This is a genomic window from Pseudomonas sp. ADPe (genome assembly GCF_014843515.1).
GTDB classification, from domain to species: Bacteria; Pseudomonadota; Gammaproteobacteria; order Pseudomonadales; family Pseudomonadaceae; genus Pseudomonas; species Pseudomonas citronellolis.
In genome coordinates this window covers 5,497,151-5,520,267 of the sequence record NZ_CP062122.1, presented here as the reverse complement: position 1 = coordinate 5,520,267, position 23,117 = coordinate 5,497,151, and the positions used below count along the sequence as shown (strand labels likewise).

Here is a 23,117-nt window from a genome sequence, read left to right as displayed (position 1 = left end):
TCCGATGCGCCTGTCCCCGATGAACCAGCGCCGCTGGGCGCGCTTCAAGGCCAACAAGCGCGGCTGGTGGTCGCTGTGGCTGTTCCTCGCGCTGTTCGGGCTGAGCCTGGGCGCCGAGCTGATCGCCAACGACAAGCCGCTGGCGGTGCGCTACGACGGCCAGTGGTACTTCCCGGTGCTCAAGCGCTACCCGGAGACCGTGTTCGGCGGCGAGTTCCCCCTGGAGGGCAACTACAAGGCGCCCTACATGCGCCAGCTGCTGGCCGACAAGGACGCCTGGGTGCTCTGGCCGCCGATCGCCTACAGCTACGACAGCATCAACTACGACCTGCGCGTGCCGGTGCCCTCGGCGCCCAGCGCGGAGAACCTGCTGGGCACCGACGACCAGGCCCGCGACGTGCTGGCCCGGGTGATCTACGGCTTCCGCATCTCGGTGCTGTTCGCCCTGGTGCTGACCCTGCTCAGCTCGCTGATCGGCGTGCTGGTCGGCGCCCTGCAGGGCTTCTACGGCGGCTGGGTCGACCTGCTCGGCCAGCGCTTCCTGGAAATCTGGTCGGGCCTGCCGGTGCTCTACCTGCTGATCATCCTCGCCAGCTTCGTGCAGCCGAACTTCTGGTGGCTGCTGGGCATCATGCTGCTGTTCTCCTGGATGAGCCTGGTGGACGTGGTGCGCGCCGAGTTCCTCCGCGGCCGCAACCTGGAATACGTGCGCGCGGCCCGCGCCCTGGGCATGAAGAACGGCAAGATCATGTTCCGCCACATCCTGCCCAACGCGATGATCTCCACCCTGACCTTCATGCCGTTCATCCTCACCGGCGCCATCGCCACCCTGACCTCCCTGGACTTCCTCGGCTTCGGCCTGCCGGCCGGCTCGCCGTCCCTCGGCGAGCTGGTCGCCCAGGGCAAGTCCAACCTGCAGGCGCCGTGGCTGGGGATCAGCGCCTTCGTGGTGCTGGCGCTGATGCTCAGCCTGCTGGTGTTCATCGGCGAGGCCGCCCGCGATGCCTTCGACCCGAGGAAGTGAGATGAGCCAGAGCGCCCAAGACAACCTGGTGGAAATCCGCGACCTTTGCGTCGACTTCGCCTGCGGCGAGGAATGCGTCCACGCCGTGGACAGGGTCAGCTTCGACATCCGCCGCGGCGAGACCCTGGCCCTGGTCGGCGAAAGCGGCTCGGGCAAGTCGGTCACCGCCCTTTCCCTCCTGCGCCTGCTGCCCTACCCCACGGCCAGCCACCCCAGCGGCAGCGTCCGCTACGCCGGGCTGGACCTGCTCAAGGCGCCGGAACGCAAGCTGCGCGGCATCCGCGGCAACCGCATCGCCATGGTCTTCCAGGAGCCCATGACCTCGCTGAACCCGCTGCACACCGTGGAGAAGCAGATCGGCGAAGTGCTCGCTCTGCACAAGGGCCTACAGGGCCAGGCGGCGCGCGCGCGCATCCTCGAACTGCTCGACCTGGTCGGCATCCCCGACCCGGCCACGCGGCTGAAGTCCTACCCCCACGAGCTGTCCGGCGGCCAGCGCCAGCGGGTGATGATCGCCATGGCCCTGGCCAACGAGCCGGAACTGCTGATCGCCGACGAGCCGACCACGGCCCTGGACGTCACCGTGCAGCTGAAAATCCTCGACCTGCTGGCCGAACTGCAGGCGCGCCTGGGCATGGCTTTGCTGCTGATCACCCACGACCTCAACCTGGTGCGGCGCATCGCCCACCGCGTGTGCGTGATGCAGCAGGGCAAGATCGTCGAGCAGGCCGATTGCGAGCAGTTGTTCGAAGCCCCGCAGCACCCCTACACCCGCGAACTGCTCGGCGCCGAACCCAGCGGCGCGCCGGCGGCCAACCCGCCGGGCGAGGAACTGCTGAGCGTGCAGGACCTGCGCGTGTGGTTCCCGATCAAGAAAGGCGTGTTCCGCCGCACCGTGGACCACATCAAGGCGGTGGACGGTATCGACTTCAGCCTGCCCCGCGGGCAGACCCTGGGCATCGTCGGCGAAAGCGGCTCGGGCAAGTCCACCCTGGGCCTGGCCATCCTGCGGCTGATCGACAGCCGCGGCGGCATCCGCTTCGAGGGCAACGCCCTGGACGCCATGAACCAGGCCGAGGTGCGCCCGCTGCGCCGCGAGATGCAAGTGGTCTTCCAGGACCCGTACGGCAGCCTCAGCCCGCGCCTGTCGGTGGGCCAGATCGTCGGCGAGGGCCTGGAAATCCACGGCATCTGCGACGAGAAGGAACAGCAGCAGCGCATCATCGACGCGCTGCTGGAAGTCGGCCTGGACCCGCAGGCGCGGCACCGCTACCCCCACGAATTCTCCGGCGGCCAGCGCCAGCGCATCGCCATCGCCCGCGCCCTGGTGCTCAAGCCGGCGCTGATCCTGCTGGACGAGCCGACCTCGGCGCTGGACCGCTCGGTGCAGCGCCAGGTGGTCGACCTGCTGCGCCAGTTGCAGGCCAAGTACAACCTCACCTACCTGTTCATCAGCCACGACCTCGCGCTGGTCAAGGCCCTGAGCCACCAGTTGCTGGTGATCCGCCAGGGCAAGGTGGTCGAAGGCGGCCCGGCGCAGGAAATCTTCAGCGCGCCGCAGCACCCCTATACCCAGCAACTGCTGGAGGCCGCCTTCATGGCCCCGGCGGCGGCGCTTGAAGACTGACCTGCAAGGAAGGGACGAACATGGGTTTTCTAGCCGGTAAACGCGCGCTGATCGTCGGCGTGGCCAGCAAGCTGTCCATCGCCTCGGGCATCGCCGAGGCGATGCACCGCGAAGGCGCGCAACTCGCCTTCACCTACCAGAACGACAAGCTCAAGGGCCGCGTCGAGGAATTCGCCGCCGGCTGGGGCTCCAGCGCCGAGCTGTGCTTCCCCTGCGACGTCGCCAACGACGCCGACATCGAGGCGGTGTTCCACGAACTGGGCAAGCAGTGGGACGGCCTGGACATCATCGTCCACTCGGTGGGCTTCGCCCCGGGCGACCAGTTGGACGGCGACTTCACCAGCGTCACCAGCCGCGACGGCTTCCGCATCGCCCACGACATCAGCGCCTACAGCTTCGTCGCCCTGGCCAAGGCCGGCCGCGAGATGATGAAAGGCCGCAACGGCAGCCTGCTGACCCTGTCCTACCTGGGCGCCGAACGCACCATGCCCAACTACAACGTGATGGGCATGGCCAAGGCCAGCCTGGAAGCCGGCGTGCGCTACCTGGCCGGCAGCCTGGGCCCGGAAGGCACGCGGGTCAACGCGGTGTCCGCCGGCCCGATCCGCACCCTGGCCGCCTCCGGCATCAAGAGCTTCCGCAAGATGCTCGCCGCCAACGAACGCCAGACCCCGCTGCGGCGCAACATGACCATCGAGGAAGTCGGCAACGCCGCGGCCTTCCTCTGCTCCGACCTGGCCAGCGGCATCAGCGGCGAAATCCTCTACGTCGACGGCGGCTTCAACACCACCGCGCTGGGGCCGCTGGAAGACGGCTGAGCGGGCGCGCAGGGCGATGGGTATCGCTTCGCTCAACCCATCCTACGGGGCGCTGCATTTGCCCGACGGCGTAGGAGCGGATCTCATCCGCGAATCGCGCCGGAACCTCCGGCCATCGCGGACAAGGTCCGCTCCTACGGGCGAGAACGCCATGCCTCACAGCAAACTGTAGGAGCGGGCCCTGCCCGCGATTCGCGCGCAGGGCGCGCTCCTACAGGGGAATGGCGCGGGTGGGAACGCCATGCCTCCTACAGCCTTCGCAGGATGGGTTGAGCGAAGCGATACCCATCACCAATGGCAGCATGGGTTTCGCAAGCTCAACCCATCCTACGAAAAGCACCTCGCGCGGCCGGCAAGACAATTGCTCCAAACAAAAACGCCGCACCCGGTCACCCGGATGCGGCGTTTTCATTCGATCGCGGCGCGTGGCGCGCGGATCAATCCTCGCGGTAGCGGCGCAGGCGCAGGGCCTTGCCGGCGACGCGGGTGTCCTTGAGCTTGCCGAGCAGGCGCTCCAGGCCGTCTTCGGGCAGCTCGATCAGGCTGAAGGTCTCGCGGATCTGGATGCGGCCGATGGCCTCGCGGGACAGGCCGCCCTCGTTGAGGATGGCGCCCAGCAGGTTCTTCGCCGCCACGCCGTCGCGCGCGCCCAGGGCGGTGCGGCAGCGGGCCTTGCCTTCGGCCGGGGCGACCATCGGGCGGCGCTCGCCGGAGCGTTCGCCACGGTCACTGCGCTCACCGCGTTCGCCACGCTCGTAGCGGTCGCTGCGCTCGCGCGGGGCGGCCGGGGTCAGCGGTTGTTCGCGGCGCACCGATTCCAGGTCCAGGGCCTTGCCTTCGGTGAGCTTGGCCAGCAGCACCGCGGACAGGGTTTCGGCATCGGTGCCCAGGCGGCGGCACAGCTCGTCGCGCACGGCGCCACGGGTGGCGACGGCGGTTTCCAGCAGCGGCTGCAGGCCGGCGGCCAGGCGCGTCAGGCGCGCTTCCAGCACGGTGTCGGCGTCGGGCAGGCGCACTTCGCCGACCTTCTGCCCGGTGACGCGCTCGATCACCTGCAACATGCGGCGCTCGCGCGGGGTCACCAGCAGCAGCGCGCGGCCTTCGCGGCCGGCACGGCCGGTACGGCCGATGCGGTGCACGTAGGACTCGGGGTCGTACGGCATGTCGATGTTCAGCACGTGGGTGATGCGCGCCACGTCCAGGCCGCGGGCGGCCACGTCGGTGGCGATGACGATGTCCAGCGAGCCGTCCTTGAGCGACTCGATGACGCGCTCGCGCTGAGCCTGCGGGATATCGCCGTTCAGCGCGGCGGCGCGGTAGCCCTGGCGCTCGAGCAGCTCGGCGATGTCCAGGGTGGCCTGCTTGGTGCGCACGAAGCCGATCAGCGCGTCGAACTGCTCGACTTCCAGCAGGCGCAGGATGGAGGCGGCCTTCTGGTCGGCATGGACCATCAGGTGGACCTGCTCGATGCGCGCCACGGTCTGGGTCTTGGCGGCGATGCGGACGTGCTTGGGTTCTTTCAGGTGGCGTTCGGCGATGCTGCGGATCGAGGCCGGCAGGGTCGCGGAGAACAGCACGGTCTGGCGGCTGGCCGGCATGGCCTCGAAGATCACTTCCAGGTCGTCCATGAAGCCGAGCTTGAGCATCTCGTCGGCCTCGTCGAGGACCAGGCGCTCGACGGTGCCCAGCAGGTTCTCGTCGCGGCGCAGGTGGTCGCACAGGCGGCCGGGGGTGGCCACCAGCACCTGGGCGCCCTGACGCAGGGCCTTGAGTTGCGGCCCCATGGGCGCGCCGCCGTAGACGGCGACCACGCCGACGCCGGGCATCTGCTTGGAGTAGGTTTCGCAGGCGGTGGCCACCTGCAGGGCCAGTTCGCGGGTCGGCACCAGGATCAGCATCTGGGGCTCGCGGCGGGTCGGTTCGATCTTCGACAGCAGCGGCAGGGCGAAGGCGGCGGTCTTGCCGGTGCCGGTCTGGGCCTGGCCGATCATGTCGTGGCCTTCGAGGATCACCGGGATCGACTGGGCCTGGATGGGCGATGGCTCTTCGTAGCCGACCGCGGCGATGGCAGCGAGGATATTGGAATGAATGCCGAGCGCGGCGAAGCCGCCGGTTTCCTGGGTCATGGGTTTTGCCTCTAAATACATCCGCAAAGACCCAATGGCCGAGCTGCGCATGCCCTGTACGACACTGAAGTCACCCAGGCAGCTGGAAGCGGGGATTTGCGAACTGAACTGTTGGAAGAATACGTCAAGGAAGTCCGCGGATGCGGATGCACAGCCAGAGCGTGCAGGCTCCGAAAGATGCGGTCCCGAACAGGGCCGTGACAGGCCGGCGCGTATCATACCGGAAAAATGCCGTCGATGTGCGGCTTTTCCGCTGTCGCTGGCCGAACGGTCAAGACTTGCACAATCGGCCACCCGCCGTCTATACCGAGCAGGGCCACCTGCCAGGAGCACGCGCCGTGAACCCTACCAGCGAACCCCGCGTCACCGTCACGCGCCGCGGCCACCTCCTGCTGCTGGGCCTGAACCGGCCGCAGAAGCGCAACGCCTTCGACCAGCGCATGCTCGACGAACTGATGCTGGCCCTGGGCGACTACGAACGCGACGACGACCTGCGCTGCGCGCTGATCGTCGCCCACGGCGAACACTTCAGCGCCGGCCTCGACCTGGCCGACGTCAGCCAGCGCCTGCACGACGGCTGGCAACTGCCGGCCGGCGCGGTCGACCCCTGGGGCACCCTCGGCGGGCCGCGGCTGAGCAAGCCGCTGGTGGTCGCCGTGCAGGGCTACTGCTACACCATCGGCATCGAGCTGATGCTGGCGGCGGACATCTGCCTGTGCGCCAGCACCGCCCGCTTCGCCCAGATGGAGGTGCGCCGCGGCCTGCTGCCCCTGGGCGGCGCCACCCTGCGCCTGCCGCAGGTGGCCGGCTGGGGCAACGCCATGCGCTGGCTGCTCAGCGGCGACGAGTTCGATGCCCACGAAGCCTGGCGCCTGGGCCTGGTGCAGGAAATCCACCCGCCCGAAGAGCTGCTGCCCGAAGCCCTGAAGCTGGCCGCGCGCATTGCCCGCCGCGCCCCGCTGGCCGTGCGCGCCACCCTGGCCTCGGCGCGGCGCGCCCAGGAACAGGGAACGGCGCAGGCCATCCGCGAATTGCCGCAGCAACTCAAGGCCCTGCTGGCCAGCGAGGATGCCCGCGAAGGCCTGCAGTCGCTGCTGGAAAGACGCGAAGGCAACTTCTCCGGCAACTAGCCCCGGCGCCCCGCCCTTCGCGACGACGCCCGCGCGCCTTCGCCGCACCCCGGCAAAGCGCTATATCGAAAGTATTAAATCGCCCCGCGAAGGCCGCCAATCGCCTTGAAAGCACCGGTGAATCGCCAGGGCGAAAACGACCAAACGACTATCTACAAGAGGCAATTTCGCCCTCCCGACAAAGCACGAAGACTGTGCCGGAAATCAGGAGAGGCGCTCTTCCCGCTGGCGGATCGAGGCTTCCCCTGAAACACCAGAGCCCGTCAGGGAGGAGCCCAACAAGATGTCTGGTCCCATTCGTGTATTCGCATTGTCTCTTCTGGTCGTTGCCATGTCGCTGCAAGGGTGCAGCAGCAAGGGCGGCCATCACAGCAGTGTCGCCAGTTCCGGGAGCGGTTCCGGCCAGGGCGCCGGCGACGGCGGCTCGGGTAGCGGTGGCGATGGCAGCGGTTCCGGCGGTACTGGCGGCAACGGCAGCGGTGGCGACGGCGGGACCGGCGGCAACAACGGTGGCGGCGATGGCGGCAACAATGGCGGCGGAACCGGCGGTACCACTCCCAGCACCACCAGCACCATCCTCAGCAATACCGGCGAAGCGGTCAGCGCCCTGGGCAACACCGTCAACGGCGTCGGCGGCGTGGTCAAGGGCATTGACCTGCCGGTGGTCGGCAGTGGCGTGAGCGAAGGCGCCGGCAACGTCATCCAGGACGTCGGCCAGGGCGTGAACAGCCTGGGCAGCGGTATCACCAACGGCATCGGCCAGCTCGGCAGCAATCCCAATGCCCTGGGCACCACGGTCGCCGGCGCCACCGGCACGGTGAGCAGCGTCGGCAACGCGGTCAGCGACCTGGGCGGCACCGTCGCCGCAGTGGGCGCCAACACCCCGCTGAAGCCGGTGACCGCCACCCTGGGCGGCGTGGTCGATGGCGTCGGCGGGCAGATCAGCATGCTCGGCGATTCCCTCAGCGGCGCCGTCACCAGCGGCCCGCTCAGCCCGCTGACCAAGCAGCTCAGCGCTACCACCGCCGGCCTGGTCGGTCAGGTCGAGGGCGTGACCCAGCAGGTCGGCGCCACCACCGGCCTGGGCGCGCCGGTGAACAACCTGGTGACCACGGTCGGCGGCCTGGTGGGCCAGGTCGGCACCCAGCTCGGCAGCGCCACGCCGGTCCTCGCGCCGGTGGGCAGCGTCGTGACCAACGTCGGCGAAGCCGTGAGCGCGACGGGCGGCCTGGTCAACGCACCGGCCGGCAGCAGCCCCGGCAACCCGATCGGCGGGCTGCTCTCGGGCGTCACCGGCGCCCTGGGCGGCGCCACCGGCAGCAGCAATCCGGTCGGCGGCCTGCTCTCCGGCGTCACCGGCGCCCTGGGCGGCGCCACCGGCAGCAGCAATCCGGTCGGCGGCCTGCTCTCCGGCGTCACCGGCACCCTGGGCGGCGCCACCGGCAGCAGCAGCCCGGTCGGCGGCCTGCTCTCCGGCGTTACCGGCACCCTGGGCGGCGCCACCGGCAGCAGCAACCCGGTCGGCGGCCTGCTCTCCGGCGTCACTGGCACCCTCGGCGGCGTCACCAGCAGCGTCGGCAGCAACGGCCTGGCCAGCAACGGCGGCCTGCTCGGCGGCACCCTGGGCACCGTGGGCGGCCTGCTCGGCGGCGTGACCGGCAGCCTGGGCGGCAAGTCCGGAAACTGACGGCAAGCCCGCCAAAGCGAACGGCGAAGGGTCGGCAACGGCCCTTCGCCCTTTCATTTAACGGCTTCAGGGAGAAGCCATGCGCAAGCTGACCGTAGTAACGCTGTTGTTAGCCAGCCCCCTCGCCTGGGCCGACCGTCCCATCCAACTGCCCGGTTCCGACATCGAACAGAGCCTGCCCAGGCCCAACCTGCCCGGCGGCGACGTGCGCCCCCAGGCGCCGCGGGTCAGCACCCCGGCGGCCGCGCAGCCGCAGCAGTTGCTCGAACGGCGCATCCGCCTGCGGCGCATCGAAGTCGCCGGCGGCGGCCACTACCCCATCGCCACCTGGAAGCCCCTGCTGGAGCCGCTGACCCGCCGCGAGATCAAGATCGGCGAACTGGTGGCGGCGGCCAAGGCCATCACCCGGCGCTACCAGGACGACGGCTACCTCATTTCCTTCGCCTACGTGCCCAACCAGGATTTCCGCGGCGGCGTCGGGCGCATCATGCTGATCGAAGGCCACCTGCGCGAAGTGCGCAGCGCCGGCGACCTGGGCGTGCACCAGGCCCGCGTGGAGCGCTGGATCGAGCGCCTGAAGGCCGAGCAGCCGCTGACCCGCGCCAGCTTCGAGCGCTTCAGCGTGCTGATGAGCCGCATCCCCGGCCTGAAGATGGACATGGTCCTCAACCCGCCGACCACCACCGATGGCGGCGCCGTGCTGGAGATGCTCGGCAAGCACGAGATGGTCACCACCGGCGCCGACTTCGACTCGCGCCACGGCAACCCGCGCGGGCTGTTCAACGCCACCCTGGCCTCGCTGCTGGGCCATGGCGAACAGCTGCAGTTCAGCTACCTCTATCCGCCCGGCGACGACAAGGAGCACTACCGCGCCTGGAACTACAGCCAGCTGCTGGGCGACAACGGCCTGCAACTGATGGCCGGCTACAGCCACTACAACGCCAGTCTGGAAGACCGCGTGGTGATCGGCCCGCTGCAGTACGCGCGCAAGCGCGAGAACGAACGGGTCAGCGCCGGCCTGGGCATCCCCGTGCTGCTGCGCCGCAACCTCACCTGGGACGTCAACCTGCGCGCCTACACGGTCGACGACAGCAGCCGCTACGACCTGCTGGCGCCGGCCACGCCCTACAGCGTGAAGCTGCGCAGCAAGTTGCGCGTGGTGGGCGTCGATACCCTGGTCCAGCAGTTCGCCGAGAAGCAGGCGCGCGCCGGCAGCCTGGCCGTCTACAAGGGCCTGAACGCCTTCGACGCGCAGAGCACCGCGCCGGCGAAGAAGGACTTCACCCGCGTGCTCGGCTTCGGCGCCCAGCAGAACCAGTTCGGCGAACGCATGCAGGGCGTGGCCAACGTCAGCTTCCAGTGGGCCCACGACAGCCTGCCGGACTCCGAGCAGATCACCTACGGCGGCGCCAACTTCGGCCGCGGCTACCCGGACGACCAGGCCACCGGCGACAAGGGCTGGGGCGCCTCCTACGAGGTGAACTACTCGTTCCTCTGGCAGAACAGGTGGATGAACCAGCTGCAGCCCTACCTGGTGGTGGATGGCGCGCGCACCCACTACAACGCCGACGGCCAGCCCGGCGCCAAGCTCGGTTCCGGCGCCGTCGGGGTGCGTTTCTCCAACCGCAAGCAGTACGTGCTGGGGGTGGAAGTGGCCAAGCCGTTCGCCGACCGCGCCATCGACAACGACGAGCGCAGCCCGCGGCTCAACCTGACGCTCAGCTACCAGCTCCCCTGAACGGGCGCCCCGCCGCTACTGCGCGGGGCGTAGCGCGTCGATATAGAGGCCCAGGTCGTAGCCCAGGTCGCCCTGCAGGGCCTTGGCGCGCTTTTTCAGCCCGCGCGGCTCCAGGCTCTGCTCGACGTCGGCGGGCACGAAGACGATCACGTTGCCCTCCGGCACCGGGCATTCCAGGTAGTGGCGGTGGAAGCGCCCGCGCAGCAGGGCCGCGCCCAGCGGGCGGCCGTCGTCGGTGCTCCACTGATTGATGATCAGCCAGCCGCCGGGGCGCAGCTTGTCGCGGCAGGCGCCGAGGAAGTCCCAGCCCAGGTGCGCCGGCGCGGGGCCGGTGTCGGTATAGAGATCGAGGAAGATCAGGTCGGCCGGCGCGCAGTTGCCCAGCTCCTCCACAGCATCGCCGATGCGCAACCGCAGGCGCGGCTCGTCCACCAGGCCCAGGTGCTCGCGGGCCAGGCGCGGGATCGCCGGGCGCAGCTCGACGGCCTCCGCCTCGTCCAGCGCCAGGTGCTTCAGGCAAGCCTGGGTCAGGCTGCCGGCGCCGAAGCCGAGGAACAGCGCGCGGCGCGGCGCGGGGTGGCACAGCGCGCCCAGCAGCATGGCGCGGGAATAGTCGTACTCCAGCCAGGCCGGATCGCCGATGCGCACGCAGCTCTGCTCCACCTCCTCGCCGAACTCCAGGTAGCGGTAGCCGCCCTGCTCCACCACGCGGATCACCCCGTAGGCGTCGCGCTCCTCGGCTATCAGCAGGTCCTCGCTCATGCCCGGCGCCCCCGGCCACGGCGACGGGCGCCAGCGCGCGGCCGGCGGTGCGGAAGGGTATGGGAAGGCGGGCTCTGGTACACGCGGGGCTCTCCGCAGGGCAAGGACGGCGACGGCCGCGGGCTCATGGAAGGCGAAGGATACCAGCCCCGCCGCGCTGAAGGTGGCCGCGCCCGGTGTTACCATGGGCGATTACCCGCCATTGCCCCGCGAGCCCCCGATGAGCCAGACCTGGAGCCCCGACAGCTGGAGAAGCCGCCCCATCCAGCAGCAACCCGCCTACCCCGACGCCGCGCGCCTGCAGCAGGTCGAGCAGACGCTCGCCAGCTACCCGCCGCTGGTGTTCGCCGGCGAGGCCCGCGAGTTGCGCCGGCAGTTCGCCGAGGTCACCGCCGGGCGCGCCTTCCTGCTGCAGGGCGGCGACTGCGCCGAGAGCTTCGCCGAGTTCTCCGCGGCGAAGATCCGCGACACCTTCAAGGTGCTGCTGCAGATGGCGGTGGTCATGACCTTCGCCGCCGGCTGCCCGGTGGTGAAGGTCGGGCGCATGGCCGGGCAGTTCGCCAAGCCGCGCTCCTGCGGCGAGGAAACCGTGGGCGACCTGACCCTGCCGGCCTACCGCGGCGACATCGTCAACGGCATCGGCTTCGACGAGGCCAACCGCGTGCCGGACCCGCAGCGCCTGCTGCAGGCCTACCACCAGTCCACCGCCACCCTCAACCTGCTGCGTGCCTTCGCCCAGGGCGGCTTCGCCGACCTCCACGAAGTGCACCAGTGGAACCTCGACTTCATCGCCAACTCGGCCCTGGCGGAAAAATACAGCCAGCTCGCCGGGCGCATCGACGAAACCCTCGCCTTCATGCGCGCCTGCGGCCTGGACACGGCGCCGCAACTGCGCGAGGTGAGCTTCTTCACCGCCCACGAGGCGCTGCTGCTGAACTACGAGGAAGCCTTCATCCGCCGCGACAGCCTGACCGGCGGCTGGTACGACTGCTCGGCGCACATGCTCTGGATCGGCGACCGCACCCGCCAGCTGGACGGCGCCCACGTCGAGATGCTGCGCGGGGTGGGCAACCCCATCGGCGTCAAGGTCGGGCCGAGCATGGGCGACGAGGAGCTGCTGCGGCTGATCGACATCCTCAACCCGGACAACGACCCCGGCCGCCTCAACCTGATCGTGCGCATGGGCGCCGACAAGGTCGGCGACGGCCTGCCGCGGCTGATCCGCACCGTGCAGCGCGAAGGCCGCCAGGTGCTGTGGAGCTGCGACCCGATGCACGGCAACACCATCAAGGCCTCCAGCGGCTACAAGACCCGCGACTTCGCGCGCATCCTCGCCGAGGTGCGGCAGTTCTTCGAGGTGCACAAGGCCGAAGGCAGCCACGCCGGCGGCATCCACATCGAGATGACCGGGCAGAACGTCACCGAATGCATCGGCGGCGCGCGGCCGATCACCGAAGCCGGGCTCAGCGACCGCTACCACACCCACTGCGACCCGCGGCTGAACGCCGACCAGTCGCTGGAGCTGGCCTTCCTCATCGCCGAGACGCTGAAGCAGGCGCGGCGCTGAGCCGACGAACGGCGCCCGCGCGGCGGGCGCCGGTTCAGACGCGCAGGTCCATGCCCTCGCGGAGGAAGCGCGGGGCGATGTAGCGGTCGTAATGGGCCTCGGAAAGCAGGAAGAACTCGCGGTCGATGGCATCGCGCAGCTCCGGCAGCGGCCGCTCGCGGAACTCCGGCAGCAGGGCCACGCCGTAGGCATCGAGGTTCTGGATCAGCCGCGAGCCGCGGGCGATCAACTGGTAGGCCCAGCAGTAGGGCGACTGCTCGGGGACGAAGCGGATCTGCCGCTGCTCCAGCTGGGCGCGCAGGCGCGGCGCGTCGAACACCTCCAGCTTGGCCACCATCACCTGCACCAGCAGCACTTCCAGGCGCTTCCACACCGCGCGCTTCTCCTCCTCGCCGTACAGGTTCCAGTTCACCACCTCGTGGTGGAAGCGCTTGCAGCCACGGCACACGAGGTCGCCGTAGACGGTGGAACAGAGGCCGACACAGGGGGTCTTGATGCGCTGGGAGGACATGGGCGGAACAGCTTCTTGAGGCATAAGGCAGTGCGGCATCTTAGCCCTTTGTCTAGGCAATATCACCCTTGCCCACCCAGCATTGCCGCTTACTTTCGGCAATGAATTCCAGTAGAATCGGCCCGCCTTTCACAAGGCGCAATGCCCGTTCGAAGCTGTTTTCAAAGCGTCACGAAGCACAGATTCCGGCAGCCGCGCGGTCTGGGCGCCCCCCTCAAGCGCCCAGTCCCCCTCGTCCCAGGCCCTCCGGCGTAAAACTTTGAAAACAGCTTCTGTCTGGAGGCTGCCGGTGCCGTCGTAGGTCCGTGGATTACCGTCCACCATGCCTGACGAATGGATCGGCGAGGTCTCCTGGATACGCGTCCCACGGGACCACTGATGAGGGAAATACTGTGCTTGAAGCCTACCGCAAACACGTAGAAGAGCGTGCCGCCCAGGGTGTCGTGCCCCAGCCGCTGAACGCCGAACAGACCGCCGGTCTGGTCGAACTCCTGAAGAACCCGCCGGCCGGCGAAGAAGAATTCCTCCTCGACCTGATCACCAACCGCGTCCCGCCGGGCGTGGACGAGGCCGCCTACGTCAAGGCCGGCTTCCTCTCCGCCGTCGCCAAGGGCGAAGCCACCTCCCCGCTGATCAGCAAGGCCCGCGCCGTCGAGCTGCTGGGCACCATGCAGGGCGGCTACAACATCGCCACCCTGGTCGAACTGCTGGACAGCGCCGAGCTGGCCGAAGTCGCCGCCGCGCAACTGAAGCACACCCTGCTGATGTTCGACGCCTTCCACGACGTTTCCGAGCGCGCCAAGAAAGGCAACGCCGCCGCCAAGGCCGTGCTGCAGTCCTGGGCCGACGGCGAGTGGTTCCAGGCCCGCCCGGCGGTCGCCGAGAAGATCACCCTGACCGTGTTCAAGGTGCCCGGCGAAACCAACACCGACGACCTGTCCCCGGCCCCCGACGCCTGGTCGCGCCCGGACATCCCGCTGCACGCCCTGGCCATGCTGAAGATGGCCCGCGACGGCATCGAGCCGGTACAACCCGGCGCCGTCGGCCCGCTGAAGCAGATCGAAGCGGTCAAGGCCAAGGGCTTCCCGGTCGCCTACGTCGGCGACGTGGTCGGCACCGGTTCGTCCCGCAAGTCCGCCACCAACTCGGTGCTGTGGTTCTTCGGCGACGACATCCCCTACGTGCCGAACAAGCGCGCAGGCGGCTTCTGCTTCGGCACCAAGATCGCCCCGATCTTCTACAACACCATGGAAGACGCCGGCGCCCTGCCGATCGAGTTCGACTGCACCAACCTGGCTATGGGCGACGTCATCGACGTGTACCCCTACGAAGGCAAGGTCGTGCGTCATGACAGCGGCGAACTGGTCACCACCTTCGAGCTGAAGACCCCGGTTCTGCTCGACGAAGTCCGCGCCGGCGGCCGTATCCCGCTGATCGTCGGCCGTGGCCTGACCGAGAAGGCCCGCGCCGAACTGGGCCTGTCCCCGTCCGAGCTGTTCAAGAAGCCCGAAGCCCCCGCCGACAGCGGCAAGGGCTACACCCTGGCGCAGAAGATGGTCGGTCGCGCCTGCGGCCTGCCGGAAGGCAAAGGCGTGCGTCCGGGCACCTACTGCGAACCGAAGATGACCACCGTCGGTTCCCAGGACACCACCGGCCCGATGACCCGCGACGAGCTGAAGGACCTGGCCTGCCTGGGCTTCTCCGCCGACCTGGTGATGCAGTCCTTCTGCCACACCGCGGCCTATCCGAAGCCGATCGACGTCAAGACCCACCACACCCTGCCGGACTTCATCATGACCCGCGGCGGCGTGTCCCTGCGTCCGGGCGACGGCATCATCCACAGCTGGCTGAACCGCATGCTGCTGCCCGACACCGTCGGCACCGGCGGCGACTCGCACACCCGCTTCCCGATCGGCATCAGCTTCCCGGCAGGTTCCGGCCTTGTGGCCTTCGCCGCCGCCACCGGCGTAATGCCGCTGGACATGCCCGAATCGGTACTGGTGCGCTTCAAGGGCAAGCTGCAACCGGGCATCACCCTGCGTGACCTGGTCCACGCCATCCCCTACTACGCCATCCAGCAGGGCCTGCTGACCGTCGAGAAGAAAGGCAAGAAGAACATCTTCTCCGGCCGCATCCTCGAGATCGAAGGCCTCAACGACCTGACCGTCGAGCAAGCCTTCGAGCTGTCCGACGCCTCGGCCGAACGTTCCGCCGCCGGTTGCACCATCAAGCTGCCGGAACAGGCCATCGCCGAATACCTGAAGTCGAACATCACCCTGCTGCGCTGGATGATCGGCGAAGGCTACGGCGACGCCCGCACCCTGGAGCGCCGCGCGCAAGCGATGGAAGCCTGGCTGGCCAACCCGCAACTGCTGGAAGCCGACAAGGACGCCGAATACGCCGCGGTCATCGAGATCGACCTGGCCGACGTCAAGGAGCCGGTGCTCTGCGCCCCGAACGATCCGGACGACGCCCGCCTGCTGTCCAGCGTGCAAGGCCGCAAGATCGACGAGGTGTTCATCGGTTCGTGCATGACCAACATCGGCCACTTCCGCGCCGCCGGCAAGCTGCTGGACAAGGTCAAGGGTGGCATTCCGACCCGCCTGTGGCTGGCCCCGCCGACCAAGATGGACGCCCACCAGCTGACCGAGGAAGGCTACTACGGCATCTACGGCAAGGCTGGCGCGCGCATGGAAATGCCGGGCTGCTCGCTGTGCATGGGTAACCAGGCGCGCGTACAGACCGGTTCCACCGTGGTCTCCACCTCCACCCGTAACTTCCCGAACCGCCTGGGCGATTCCACCGACGTGTTCCTGGCGTCGGCGGAGCTGGCCGCCGTGGCTTCGATCATCGGCAAGCTGCCGACCGTCGAGGAGTACATGGCCTACGCGAAGGACATCGACAGCATGTCTGCCGATATCTACCGCTACCTGAGCTTCGACCAGATCGCCGAGTTCAAGGAAGCCGCTGCGAACGCCAAGATTCCGGTCGTTCAAGCCTAAGCCTTTCGGCGTGAGGAAAGCCCTGGCCGGTACGGCGGGGCTTTGAAAGGAATGCCGTTTCTTCCCCTGGGAGAAACGGCATTTTTTATTTGGGCTCCAGGCGCCTATGGCGTTATCTGCCGAATCGCGGGCGTAGGAGCAACTGTCTTGCAAGCCGCGCCGAGGGGCTCTTCGTAGGATGGGTTGAGCTTGCGATACCCATGCGGTGGCGCTGATGGGTATCGCTTCGCTCAACACCATCCTACGGGTCTCGTGCTTGCCGGCCACGCCGGACACCCCGGTGGCATGAACAGCCCCCAGGCATCCGATTCCCCTTGCACCCCGGCGCCGCCCGCTGCACCCTGTGCCCCCGGCAAAGCACCGACCCGCACCATGACCGACACGCCCGATCCCACCCGTTGCCCCCTCTGCGGCCAGCGCAACAGCTGCAGCCAGGCCGACCCGGACGCCGACGGGACGCTCTGCTGGTGCTTCCAGACGCGCATCGACCCCGCCGCCCTGGCCCGCGTCCCGCCGCAGCTGCTCGACCGCGCCTGCCTGTGCCCGCGCTGCGCGCAGAGCCTGCCGCCCGACGACGAACCCGCCTGATGCGCCTGGACCGCTTCCTCACCAACCTGCCCCGCTTCAGCCGCCAGGATGCGCGCCTGCTGCTGGCTACCGGACGCCTGAAGGTGGACGGCGCAGTGGTCCGCGACGGCCGCCACGAGGTGCGCGAGTTCAGCCGTGTGGAGCTGGACGGCGAGGAGCTGCAGGCCGGCCGCCCGGCGCGCTACTTCATGCTGCACAAGCCCGCCGGCTGCGTCAGCGCCACCCGCGACCCGGAGCACCGCACCGTGCTCGACCTGCTCGACGAGCCGGACAAGCACGAACTGCACATCGGCGGGCGGCTGGACTTCAACACCACCGGCCTGCTGCTGATCACCAACGACGGCCAGTGGTCGCGGCGCATGACCCTGCCCGGGCGCAAACTGCCCAAGGTCTACTACGTGGAGACCGAGCAGCCGATCGAGGCGCACTACGCCGAAGTCTTCGCCCGCGGCCTGTACTTCCGCTACGAGGACCTCACCACCCTCCCCGCACAGCTGGAGATCCTCGCCCCGCACGCGGCGCGCCTGACCCTCCATGAAGGCCGCTACCACCAGGTCAAGCGCATGTTCGGGCACTTCCAGAACAAGGTCACCCGCCTGCACCGCGAACGCATGGGCGGCCTGGCCCTGGACCCGCAGCTGGCGCCGGGCCAGTACCGCGCCCTGAGCGCCGCCGAGCTGGCCGCGCTGGGCTGAGGCCTGCCGTCCGGCATCGCGAATTGCAGGGGCGGCTCGGCCCCGACTAAGCTGCGAGGACGCCCGCGCATCGAAGGAATACGATGAAGATCCTGTCTTTCGCCCTGCTGCTGTTCAGCCTGGTCGCCCTCCCCGTCGAGGCCAACTCCAGCCACGCCTCGCCGCTCAACGACCTGCAGGCGGCGCTGAAGAAGCTCAAGCCCGGGCAGTTCCTCTGGTACCCGGAGATTTCCCCGCAGGGCCCGGTCACGGTGGTGGTCAGCCTCACCGAGCAGCGCGCCTACGTGTACCGCAACGGCATCGCCATCGGCGTGGCCACGGTCAGCACCGGCAAGCGCGGCAAGGAAACCCCCACCGGCGTGTTCACCATCCTGCAGAAGAAGGTGGAATACCACTCCGACCTGTACGACAGCGCGCCCATGCCCTACATGCAGCGCCTGACCTGGGACGGCATCGCCCTGCACGCCGGCAACCTGCCCGGCTACCCCGCCTCCCACGGCTGCATCCGCCTGCCCATGGCCTTCGCCAAGAAGCTCTACGAGGTCACCGGCTTCAGCAACACCACGGTGATCATCTCCGACGCCAGGAGCTCGCCGGTGGAGGTCTACCACCCCGGCCTGCTCGCCCCGCAGGTGAGCGAAGGCAAGGCCAGCGGCCCGGCCAGCCCGGCGGTGGAGCCTTACTGGAGCGACCCGGGCGAAAGCCTCGGGCCGATCTCGGTGCTGATCAGCCGCGCCGACCGCCGCGCCTACGTGTACCGCGGCGGCACCCAGATCGGCAGCGCCCCGGTGGCCCTCGACAACCCCGGCGCGCGCACCGGCGTGGCGGCCTTCTCGCTGCTGGAGCGGCCCACCCCGGAACAGCTGGCCAGCGCCAGCCCCAACCTGCGCTGGAGCGCGGTGCAGGTGAGCAACCCGCAGGCCGGCCTGACCCCCGCCGAACAGCTCGGCCAGTTCAGCATGGACGCGCACTTCCTGCACTCGCTGCTGCTGGCCATGGATGTCGGCAGCACCCTGGTCATCACCGACCTGCCGTCCAGCCGCGAGACGCGCAGCAACCCGGACTTCACGGTGATCACCACCAACGACCGACAAGCGGTACCGGCACCGGTCAAAAAATGAGCGAGAATCCCCCCTAATTTCGCGCACTTGCATGCGCAATCGAAAACAGACCTTAGGAAGTGACAAAGGGGGGAACGGCGCCATGCCGTCCATATCCACCGTCTGGGGGAAACTCCGGCCGCTGCTCGCCGTGGGCGCGCTCTACGCGCTCGGCAGCAGCCTCGCCCAAGCGGCGCTGCCCAGCGCCGAGGAACTCCATCGCCTGGCCCCGGCCACCAACCTGCAGGCCCTGCGCCTGGCGCTCAGCGCCTACCAGTGCGCCAACGCCGCGCAACTGGGCGGGCGCGACGAACTGCTGACCGTCATCGACTACTCCAAGGCCTCGCGCGACAAGCGCCTGTGGGTGTTCGACCTGCAGCGGCGCAAGCTGCTGTTCGAGGAGTGGGTGGCCCACGGCAAGAACAGCGGTGACGACCTCGCCACCTCGTTCTCCAACCGCCCGAACAGCTACCAGTCGTCCATCGGCCTGTACCAGACCGGCCAGACCTACCGCGGCAAGCACGGCCGCTCGCTGCGCCTGCTGGGCCTGGAGCCGGGCTTCAACGACAACAGCGAAGAGCGCGCCATCGTCATGCACGCGGCAGCCTACGCCGATCCCAAGGTGGTCCCCGGCCTCGGCCGCCTGGGCCGCAGCCAGGGCTGCCCGGCAGTGCGCCCGCAGGTGGCGCAGAAGCTGATCGACACCCTGCAGAAAGGCAGCTACGTGTTCGCCTATTACCCGCAGCAGGAATGGCTGAGCAACTCGCAATTCCTCGCCGGCGCCAGTTGCAGCGTGGCCAAGGCACAGAACCTGGGGCGCAGCGCCACCCTGGCCAAGCGCTGAAGCGCTTTTCGTAGGATGGGTTGAGCTTGCGATACCCATGCGGTCATGGTGATGGGTATCGCTTCGCTCAACCCATCCTACGGGCTTCTCCGCGATGGCCGGAGGTTCCGGCGCGGCTCGCGGATGAGATCCGCTCCTACGCCGCCCCACCCACGCCATTCCATGTAGGAGCGCGCCCTGCGCGCGAAATCGCGGGCAGGGCCCGCTCCTACAGGTTGCCGGGAAGCACGGTATTCCTCCCCCCGTAGGAGCGGACCTTGTCCGCGATAGCCGGACGTCCCGGCGCGGTTCGCGGATAAGATCCGCTCCTACGCGGCCCCACCCACGCCATTCCCATTGTAGGAGCGCGCCCTGCGCGCGAAATCGCGGGCAGGGCCCGCTACAGGTTGCCGGGAAACACGGTATTCCTCCCCCGTAGGAGCGGACCTTGTCCGCGATAGCCGGAATTCCCGGCGCGGTTCGCGGGTGAGATCCGCTCCTACGCTGCCCCCACCCACGCCATTCCATGTAGGAGCGCGCCCTGCGCGCGATTCGCGGGCAGGGCCCTACAGGGCCTGCACCGGGAAAAACGAACGGGGGCCGAAGCCCCCGTTTTTTACCTGACGCGCATTGCGCTCACTGCGCCGTCGCGTCCTGGCTGCCCGGGTTGACGATCACCGTGGTGGTGATGCCCGCCGCCAGCAGCACGCCTTCCGGCACTTCGTCGATGTGGATGCGCACCGGCACGCGCTGGGCCAGGCGCACCCAGTTGAAGGTCGGGTTGACGTCGGCGACCAGCTCGCGGCTTTCCGGGTTGTCGCGGTCGTAGATGGCGCGGGCGATGCTTTCCACGTGGCCCTTCAGGCGCTGGCCGCTCATCAGCTGCAGCTCGGCCGGGTCGCCCACGGCAATGTGCGGCAGCTTGGTTTCCTCGAAGTAGCCGTAGACCCAGTAGGAGTTCTCGTCGACCACCGCCATCTTCGCCTCGCCGGCGCGGGCGTAGTCGCCGCGGTGCACGTTGAGGTTGGTCACGTAACCGTCCACCGAGGCGCGCACCTGGGTGCGCTCCAGGTTCAGCTTGGCGGCGTCCAGCGCGGCCAGGGCCTGCTGGTAGTCGGCCTCGGCGGCGGCGGCGGTGTTGCTGGCATCGTCCAGGCTCTCGCGGGACACCACTTCGTTGTCCATGGCGGCGCGGCGCCTGGCGTTGAGCTGGCGCATCTTCAGGGTGGCCAGGCGCGAGGCGACCTGGGCCTCGGCCTGCTTCACGGCGATGCGGTAGTGGTCGGGGTCGATCTGCATCAGCAGGTCGCCCTTCTTTACCTGCTGGTTGTCGCGCACCGGCACCTCGACCACCACGCCGGACACGTCCGGGGCGACGTTGATGATGTCGGCGCGCACGCGGCCGTCGCGGGTCCAGGGGGTGTCCATGTAGTTCACCCAGAGGGTGCGGCCGATGAACACGGCGACCACCAGGATGATCAGGGTCGCCAGCAGGCTGAAGACGGATTTCAAGGTCATGGGTAACTGGCTCGTTATCGGTAGACGGTCAGGGACAGGCCGCCGAACAGGCAGGCGAACAGGCACACGCGGAACAGCGCCGGGTGCCAGGTGAAGCGGTACAGGCCGATGGAGGCGAAGACGCGGTCGATGCCCCAGCAGATCACCGCCGCGACCACGAAGAGCACGGTGAGGGTCGGCATGTAGACGCCGTGGAAGGCGATTTCCCGCGGCAGGTCGTCAAGCAGCATGGCTGGCGGTTCCTTGGCTGGCATCACGCAGCGGCGACTGCGGGTCGAGCAGCGTGGTGCGGATGAAGTGCAGGTAGCTGACCACCCGGCGCAGCGGCGAACTCTCGAAGTCCGGCGCGCACGGCTCCTCGGTGGCCTTGGTGGTGAGGATGGCATGTTCCACGGCGGCCAGGGCGCGCTCGCGGTTGGCCTCGCCCGGCTGCACGAACAGGCGGATCAGCGCGCGGCCCATGCTGCGGATGGCCTGGCGCCAGGGCATGTCCTCGGCGTAGCAGGGCTCGTCGGGCAGCCGCTCCTGCTCTTCGCGCAGCTCGATGATCGAGTGGCCCACTTCCAGCACCAGGAACATCCAGCGCAGCAGGCTGCGCTGCACGTCCGGGCGGCGCGCGGCGAGGCCGTAGGCCTGGTTCATCAGGTCGCGGGTGGCGCTCTCGAAGGTCGCGCCCAGGCCGGCGAGCCTGCCGCTGATGGCTTGCACCACGCGCATCCGCAGGTCCTTTTCCAGGCGCCGCCAGAGCCAGGCCGCGGTGGGCGGCAGGAGCACGCCGACCAGCACCGCCGCGGCGCCCTGCGAAAGCACCAGGGCGATGTACTCGTTGAGGGTGCGGCCGGCGTCGTAGACGGTCATGTTGGCCGGGATGGCGCCGAAGCAGAAGAAGATCAGCAGGCCCATGCCGTAGCCGGCGTAGGCCGGTTTCACCGAGAGGTAGGCGCCGATCACGAACACCGGGGCGATGGCCACGCACAACAGCGGGAAGCCGTCCAGGTGGGGGAACACGAAGTAGGTCTCGGCGAAACCCAGGATGGCGGCGAAGAAGGTGCCCACGGCCATCTGCGCGGCCATCTTCGAGGGGTCCGGCGCGGCCGAGACCAGCGCCGCGACGGCAGCGGCGTTGAGCACGAAGGTGCTGCCGCTGGGCCAGGCGGTCTCGATCCAGAACACCCCGAACAGCAGCACCATCACCGCGGTGCGGCCGCCGGCCACCAGCGCGCCGACCAGGTTGGCCTTGGGCGAGAAACCGAACTTCCAGTTCTCCCGCTCGTGGCGGTGCTCGGCCAGCGAGGCATGCGTCAGGGTGTAGTCGTGCAGGTCGGCGACCAGCCGGTAGAGCAGCTCGCCGGCGGTGTTGAAGTCCAGCCGCTCGGAAACGTCCTCGACCTTCTCGCGCAGCCCGGCGCGGGCCTCGCGGATGCGCTGCATCATGTCCTGGCGCTGCGCCGCGATCTGCTCGGCGAGCACCGCCGCGTCGCTGTCGGTGAGCGGCTTGCCCTTCCACGGCTGGAGCATTTCCCGCAGCAGTTCCAGACACGGCTCCAGGGCCTGCAGCACGCGCTGGCTGTCCTGGCCGCGCAGGCGTTCGAGCAACTGGTGCAGGGCGTGGTAGCGCGTGGTCAGCACCATGAACTCATTGTTCAGCCGCGCCAGGCGGCCGCCGCGCAGGCGCATGTGCGGGTCTTCGAACATGGTCGCGGTGCGCAGCGTCTCCAGGCCCACGGCCTGGGACACGAAGTTGACGTTGGCCGCCTCGAAGCGCTGGCGCTGGCCGCCGCCGAGGTTGTCGAGGACGAACCAGGCGAAGGCGCCGAAGCGCTGGTAGAGGGCGTTGCGCATGGCCGCGGCGGAGGTCTGCGGCAGCACCACGGCGCTGACCACGGTCGAGCAGAGGATGCCCAGGCTGATCTCCAGCACCCGCCACACCGCCGACATGAAGGCGGCTTCGGGGTGCTGTGTGGCGGGCAGGCCGATCAGCGTCGCGGTGTAGCCGGCCAGCACGCAGGCGTAGGAACGGAAGTCGCGGTAGCGCGCGGCGCCGGCGGTGCAGGCGCCGACCCACAGCGCCACCACCAACAGGAACAGCACCCGCTCCTGGGCGAACACGGCGATCAGCGCCACCATCACCGTCAGCCCCACCAGGGAGCCGAGGATGCGGTAGAAGCTCTTGGCGAACACCTGGCCGCTCTGCGGCTGCATCACGATGAACACGGTGATGGTCGCGGTGCTCGGCTGCGGCAGCTCCAGGCGCATGGCCAGCCACAGGGTGAGCATGGCGGCGGTCAGCACCTTGGCGACGTAGACCCAGGTCACGCCGTCGCTGCGCGCCCATTCGAAGAAGGCGCGGCGCACCTCCTCCAGCGGCGAGCGGGTCTGCAAGGCTTGGCTGCTGGCCATC

General features: G+C 68.9%; 17 protein-coding genes and 1 pseudogene. 12 read left to right on the top strand and 6 right to left on the bottom strand.

The features are described from left to right. Window positions 1-4 precede the first annotated feature (4 nt). The 3 genes from IG194_RS25155 to fabI are packed head-to-tail and all read left to right on the top strand — an operon-like array spanning window position 5 to window position 3,469. The gene (locus IG194_RS25155; RefSeq protein WP_009619102.1) at window positions 5-1,024 is read left to right on the top strand and encodes an ABC transporter permease; all 1,020 of its coding nucleotides are present in this window, start codon (window positions 5-7) and stop codon (window positions 1,022-1,024) included. A gap of 1 nt (window position 1,025) precedes the next feature. After that, on the top strand, window positions 1,026-2,651 hold the full coding sequence (locus IG194_RS25150) for an ABC transporter ATP-binding protein (protein WP_058489073.1): 1,626 nt from the start codon (window positions 1,026-1,028) through the stop codon (window positions 2,649-2,651). 20 nt (window positions 2,652-2,671) lie between these two features. Next, window positions 2,672-3,469 (top strand): enoyl-ACP reductase FabI, encoded by a 798-nt coding sequence (gene fabI, locus IG194_RS25145; protein WP_058489072.1) that lies wholly within the window; start codon window positions 2,672-2,674, stop codon window positions 3,467-3,469. A gap of 437 nt (window positions 3,470-3,906) precedes the next feature. Here fabI and IG194_RS25140 read toward each other — a convergent pair. Further along, a pseudogene (locus IG194_RS25140) lies at window positions 3,907-5,630 on the bottom strand (DEAD/DEAH box helicase). A 303-nt stretch (window positions 5,631-5,933) separates the two neighbouring features. On the opposite strand from IG194_RS25140, the gene IG194_RS25135 reads away from it, so the two are divergent. The 3 genes from IG194_RS25135 (at window position 5,934) to IG194_RS25125 (ending at window position 10,150) form a co-directional block, all read left to right on the top strand. Continuing rightward, complete coding sequence (locus IG194_RS25135) at window positions 5,934-6,725, top strand: crotonase/enoyl-CoA hydratase family protein (protein WP_009619097.1); 792 nt, start codon at window positions 5,934-5,936, stop codon at window positions 6,723-6,725. A 331-nt stretch (window positions 6,726-7,056) separates the two neighbouring features. Beyond that, window positions 7,057-8,412 carry a collagen-like triple helix repeat-containing protein gene (locus IG194_RS25130; protein WP_225617132.1) on the top strand — a complete coding sequence of 452 codons (1,356 nt, stop codon included), beginning with the start codon at window positions 7,057-7,059 and terminating at the stop codon, window positions 8,410-8,412. Window positions 8,413-8,491: 79 nt separating this feature from the next. Further along, window positions 8,492-10,150: a ShlB/FhaC/HecB family hemolysin secretion/activation protein gene (locus tag IG194_RS25125; RefSeq protein ID WP_058489069.1), complete on the top strand. Its 1,659-nt coding sequence runs from the start codon at window positions 8,492-8,494 to the stop codon at window positions 10,148-10,150. A 15-nt stretch (window positions 10,151-10,165) separates the two neighbouring features. Here IG194_RS25125 and IG194_RS25120 read toward each other — a convergent pair whose 3' ends face one another. Then, the gene (locus tag IG194_RS25120) at window positions 10,166-10,912 is read right to left on the bottom strand and encodes a spermidine synthase (RefSeq protein ID WP_058489068.1); all 747 of its coding nucleotides are present in this window, start codon (window positions 10,910-10,912) and stop codon (window positions 10,166-10,168) included. A gap of 220 nt (window positions 10,913-11,132) precedes the next feature. Here IG194_RS25120 and IG194_RS25115 point away from each other — a divergent pair, with 220 nt between their 5' ends. After that, window positions 11,133-12,479, top strand: coding sequence for a class II 3-deoxy-7-phosphoheptulonate synthase (locus tag IG194_RS25115; RefSeq protein ID WP_009619093.1), 1,347 nt, complete (start codon window positions 11,133-11,135; stop codon window positions 12,477-12,479). A gap of 34 nt (window positions 12,480-12,513) precedes the next feature. On the opposite strand, the gene IG194_RS25110 is transcribed toward IG194_RS25115, so the two are convergent. Further along, window positions 12,514-12,990 (bottom strand): DUF1289 domain-containing protein, encoded by a 477-nt coding sequence (locus IG194_RS25110; protein WP_009619092.1) that lies wholly within the window; start codon window positions 12,988-12,990, stop codon window positions 12,514-12,516. 392 nt (window positions 12,991-13,382) lie between these two features. Between IG194_RS25110 and acnB the strand changes: the two genes are divergently transcribed. The 5 genes from acnB (at window position 13,383) to IG194_RS25085 (ending at window position 19,219) form a co-directional block, all read left to right on the top strand. Continuing rightward, complete coding sequence (acnB, locus tag IG194_RS25105; protein ID WP_058489067.1) at window positions 13,383-15,992, top strand: bifunctional aconitate hydratase 2/2-methylisocitrate dehydratase; 2,610 nt, start codon at window positions 13,383-13,385, stop codon at window positions 15,990-15,992. A gap of 372 nt (window positions 15,993-16,364) precedes the next feature. Continuing rightward, window positions 16,365-16,580 (top strand): cysteine-rich CWC family protein, encoded by a 216-nt coding sequence (locus tag IG194_RS25100; protein ID WP_009619090.1) that lies wholly within the window; start codon window positions 16,365-16,367, stop codon window positions 16,578-16,580. After that, a complete protein-coding gene (locus IG194_RS25095; RefSeq protein ID WP_058489066.1) occupies window positions 16,580-17,275 on the top strand; it encodes a pseudouridine synthase in 696 nt (231 codons plus the stop codon). The genes IG194_RS25100 and IG194_RS25095 overlap by 1 nt, the downstream gene beginning before the upstream one ends. An 83-nt stretch (window positions 17,276-17,358) precedes the next feature. Continuing rightward, window positions 17,359-18,396 (top strand): L,D-transpeptidase, encoded by a 1,038-nt coding sequence (locus tag IG194_RS25090; RefSeq protein WP_009619088.1) that lies wholly within the window; start codon window positions 17,359-17,361, stop codon window positions 18,394-18,396. Between the two features lie 82 nt (window positions 18,397-18,478). Further along, a complete protein-coding gene (locus IG194_RS25085) occupies window positions 18,479-19,219 on the top strand; it encodes a murein L,D-transpeptidase catalytic domain family protein (protein ID WP_043315412.1) in 741 nt (246 codons plus the stop codon). Between the two features lie 615 nt (window positions 19,220-19,834). Here the strand turns inward: IG194_RS25085 and IG194_RS25080 are convergent. The 3 genes from IG194_RS25080 to IG194_RS25070 are packed head-to-tail and all read right to left on the bottom strand — an operon-like array spanning window position 19,835 to window position 23,116. Beyond that, window positions 19,835-20,716, bottom strand: coding sequence for an HlyD family secretion protein (locus IG194_RS25080; RefSeq protein ID WP_009619086.1), 882 nt, complete (start codon window positions 20,714-20,716; stop codon window positions 19,835-19,837). 14 nt (window positions 20,717-20,730) lie between these two features. Next, window positions 20,731-20,931 (bottom strand): DUF1656 domain-containing protein, encoded by a 201-nt coding sequence (locus IG194_RS25075; RefSeq protein WP_024128300.1) that lies wholly within the window; start codon window positions 20,929-20,931, stop codon window positions 20,731-20,733. Between the two features lie 4 nt (window positions 20,932-20,935). Beyond that, a complete protein-coding gene (locus IG194_RS25070; protein ID WP_058072478.1) occupies window positions 20,936-23,116 on the bottom strand; it encodes an FUSC family protein in 2,181 nt (726 codons plus the stop codon). Window position 23,117 lies beyond the last annotated feature (1 nt).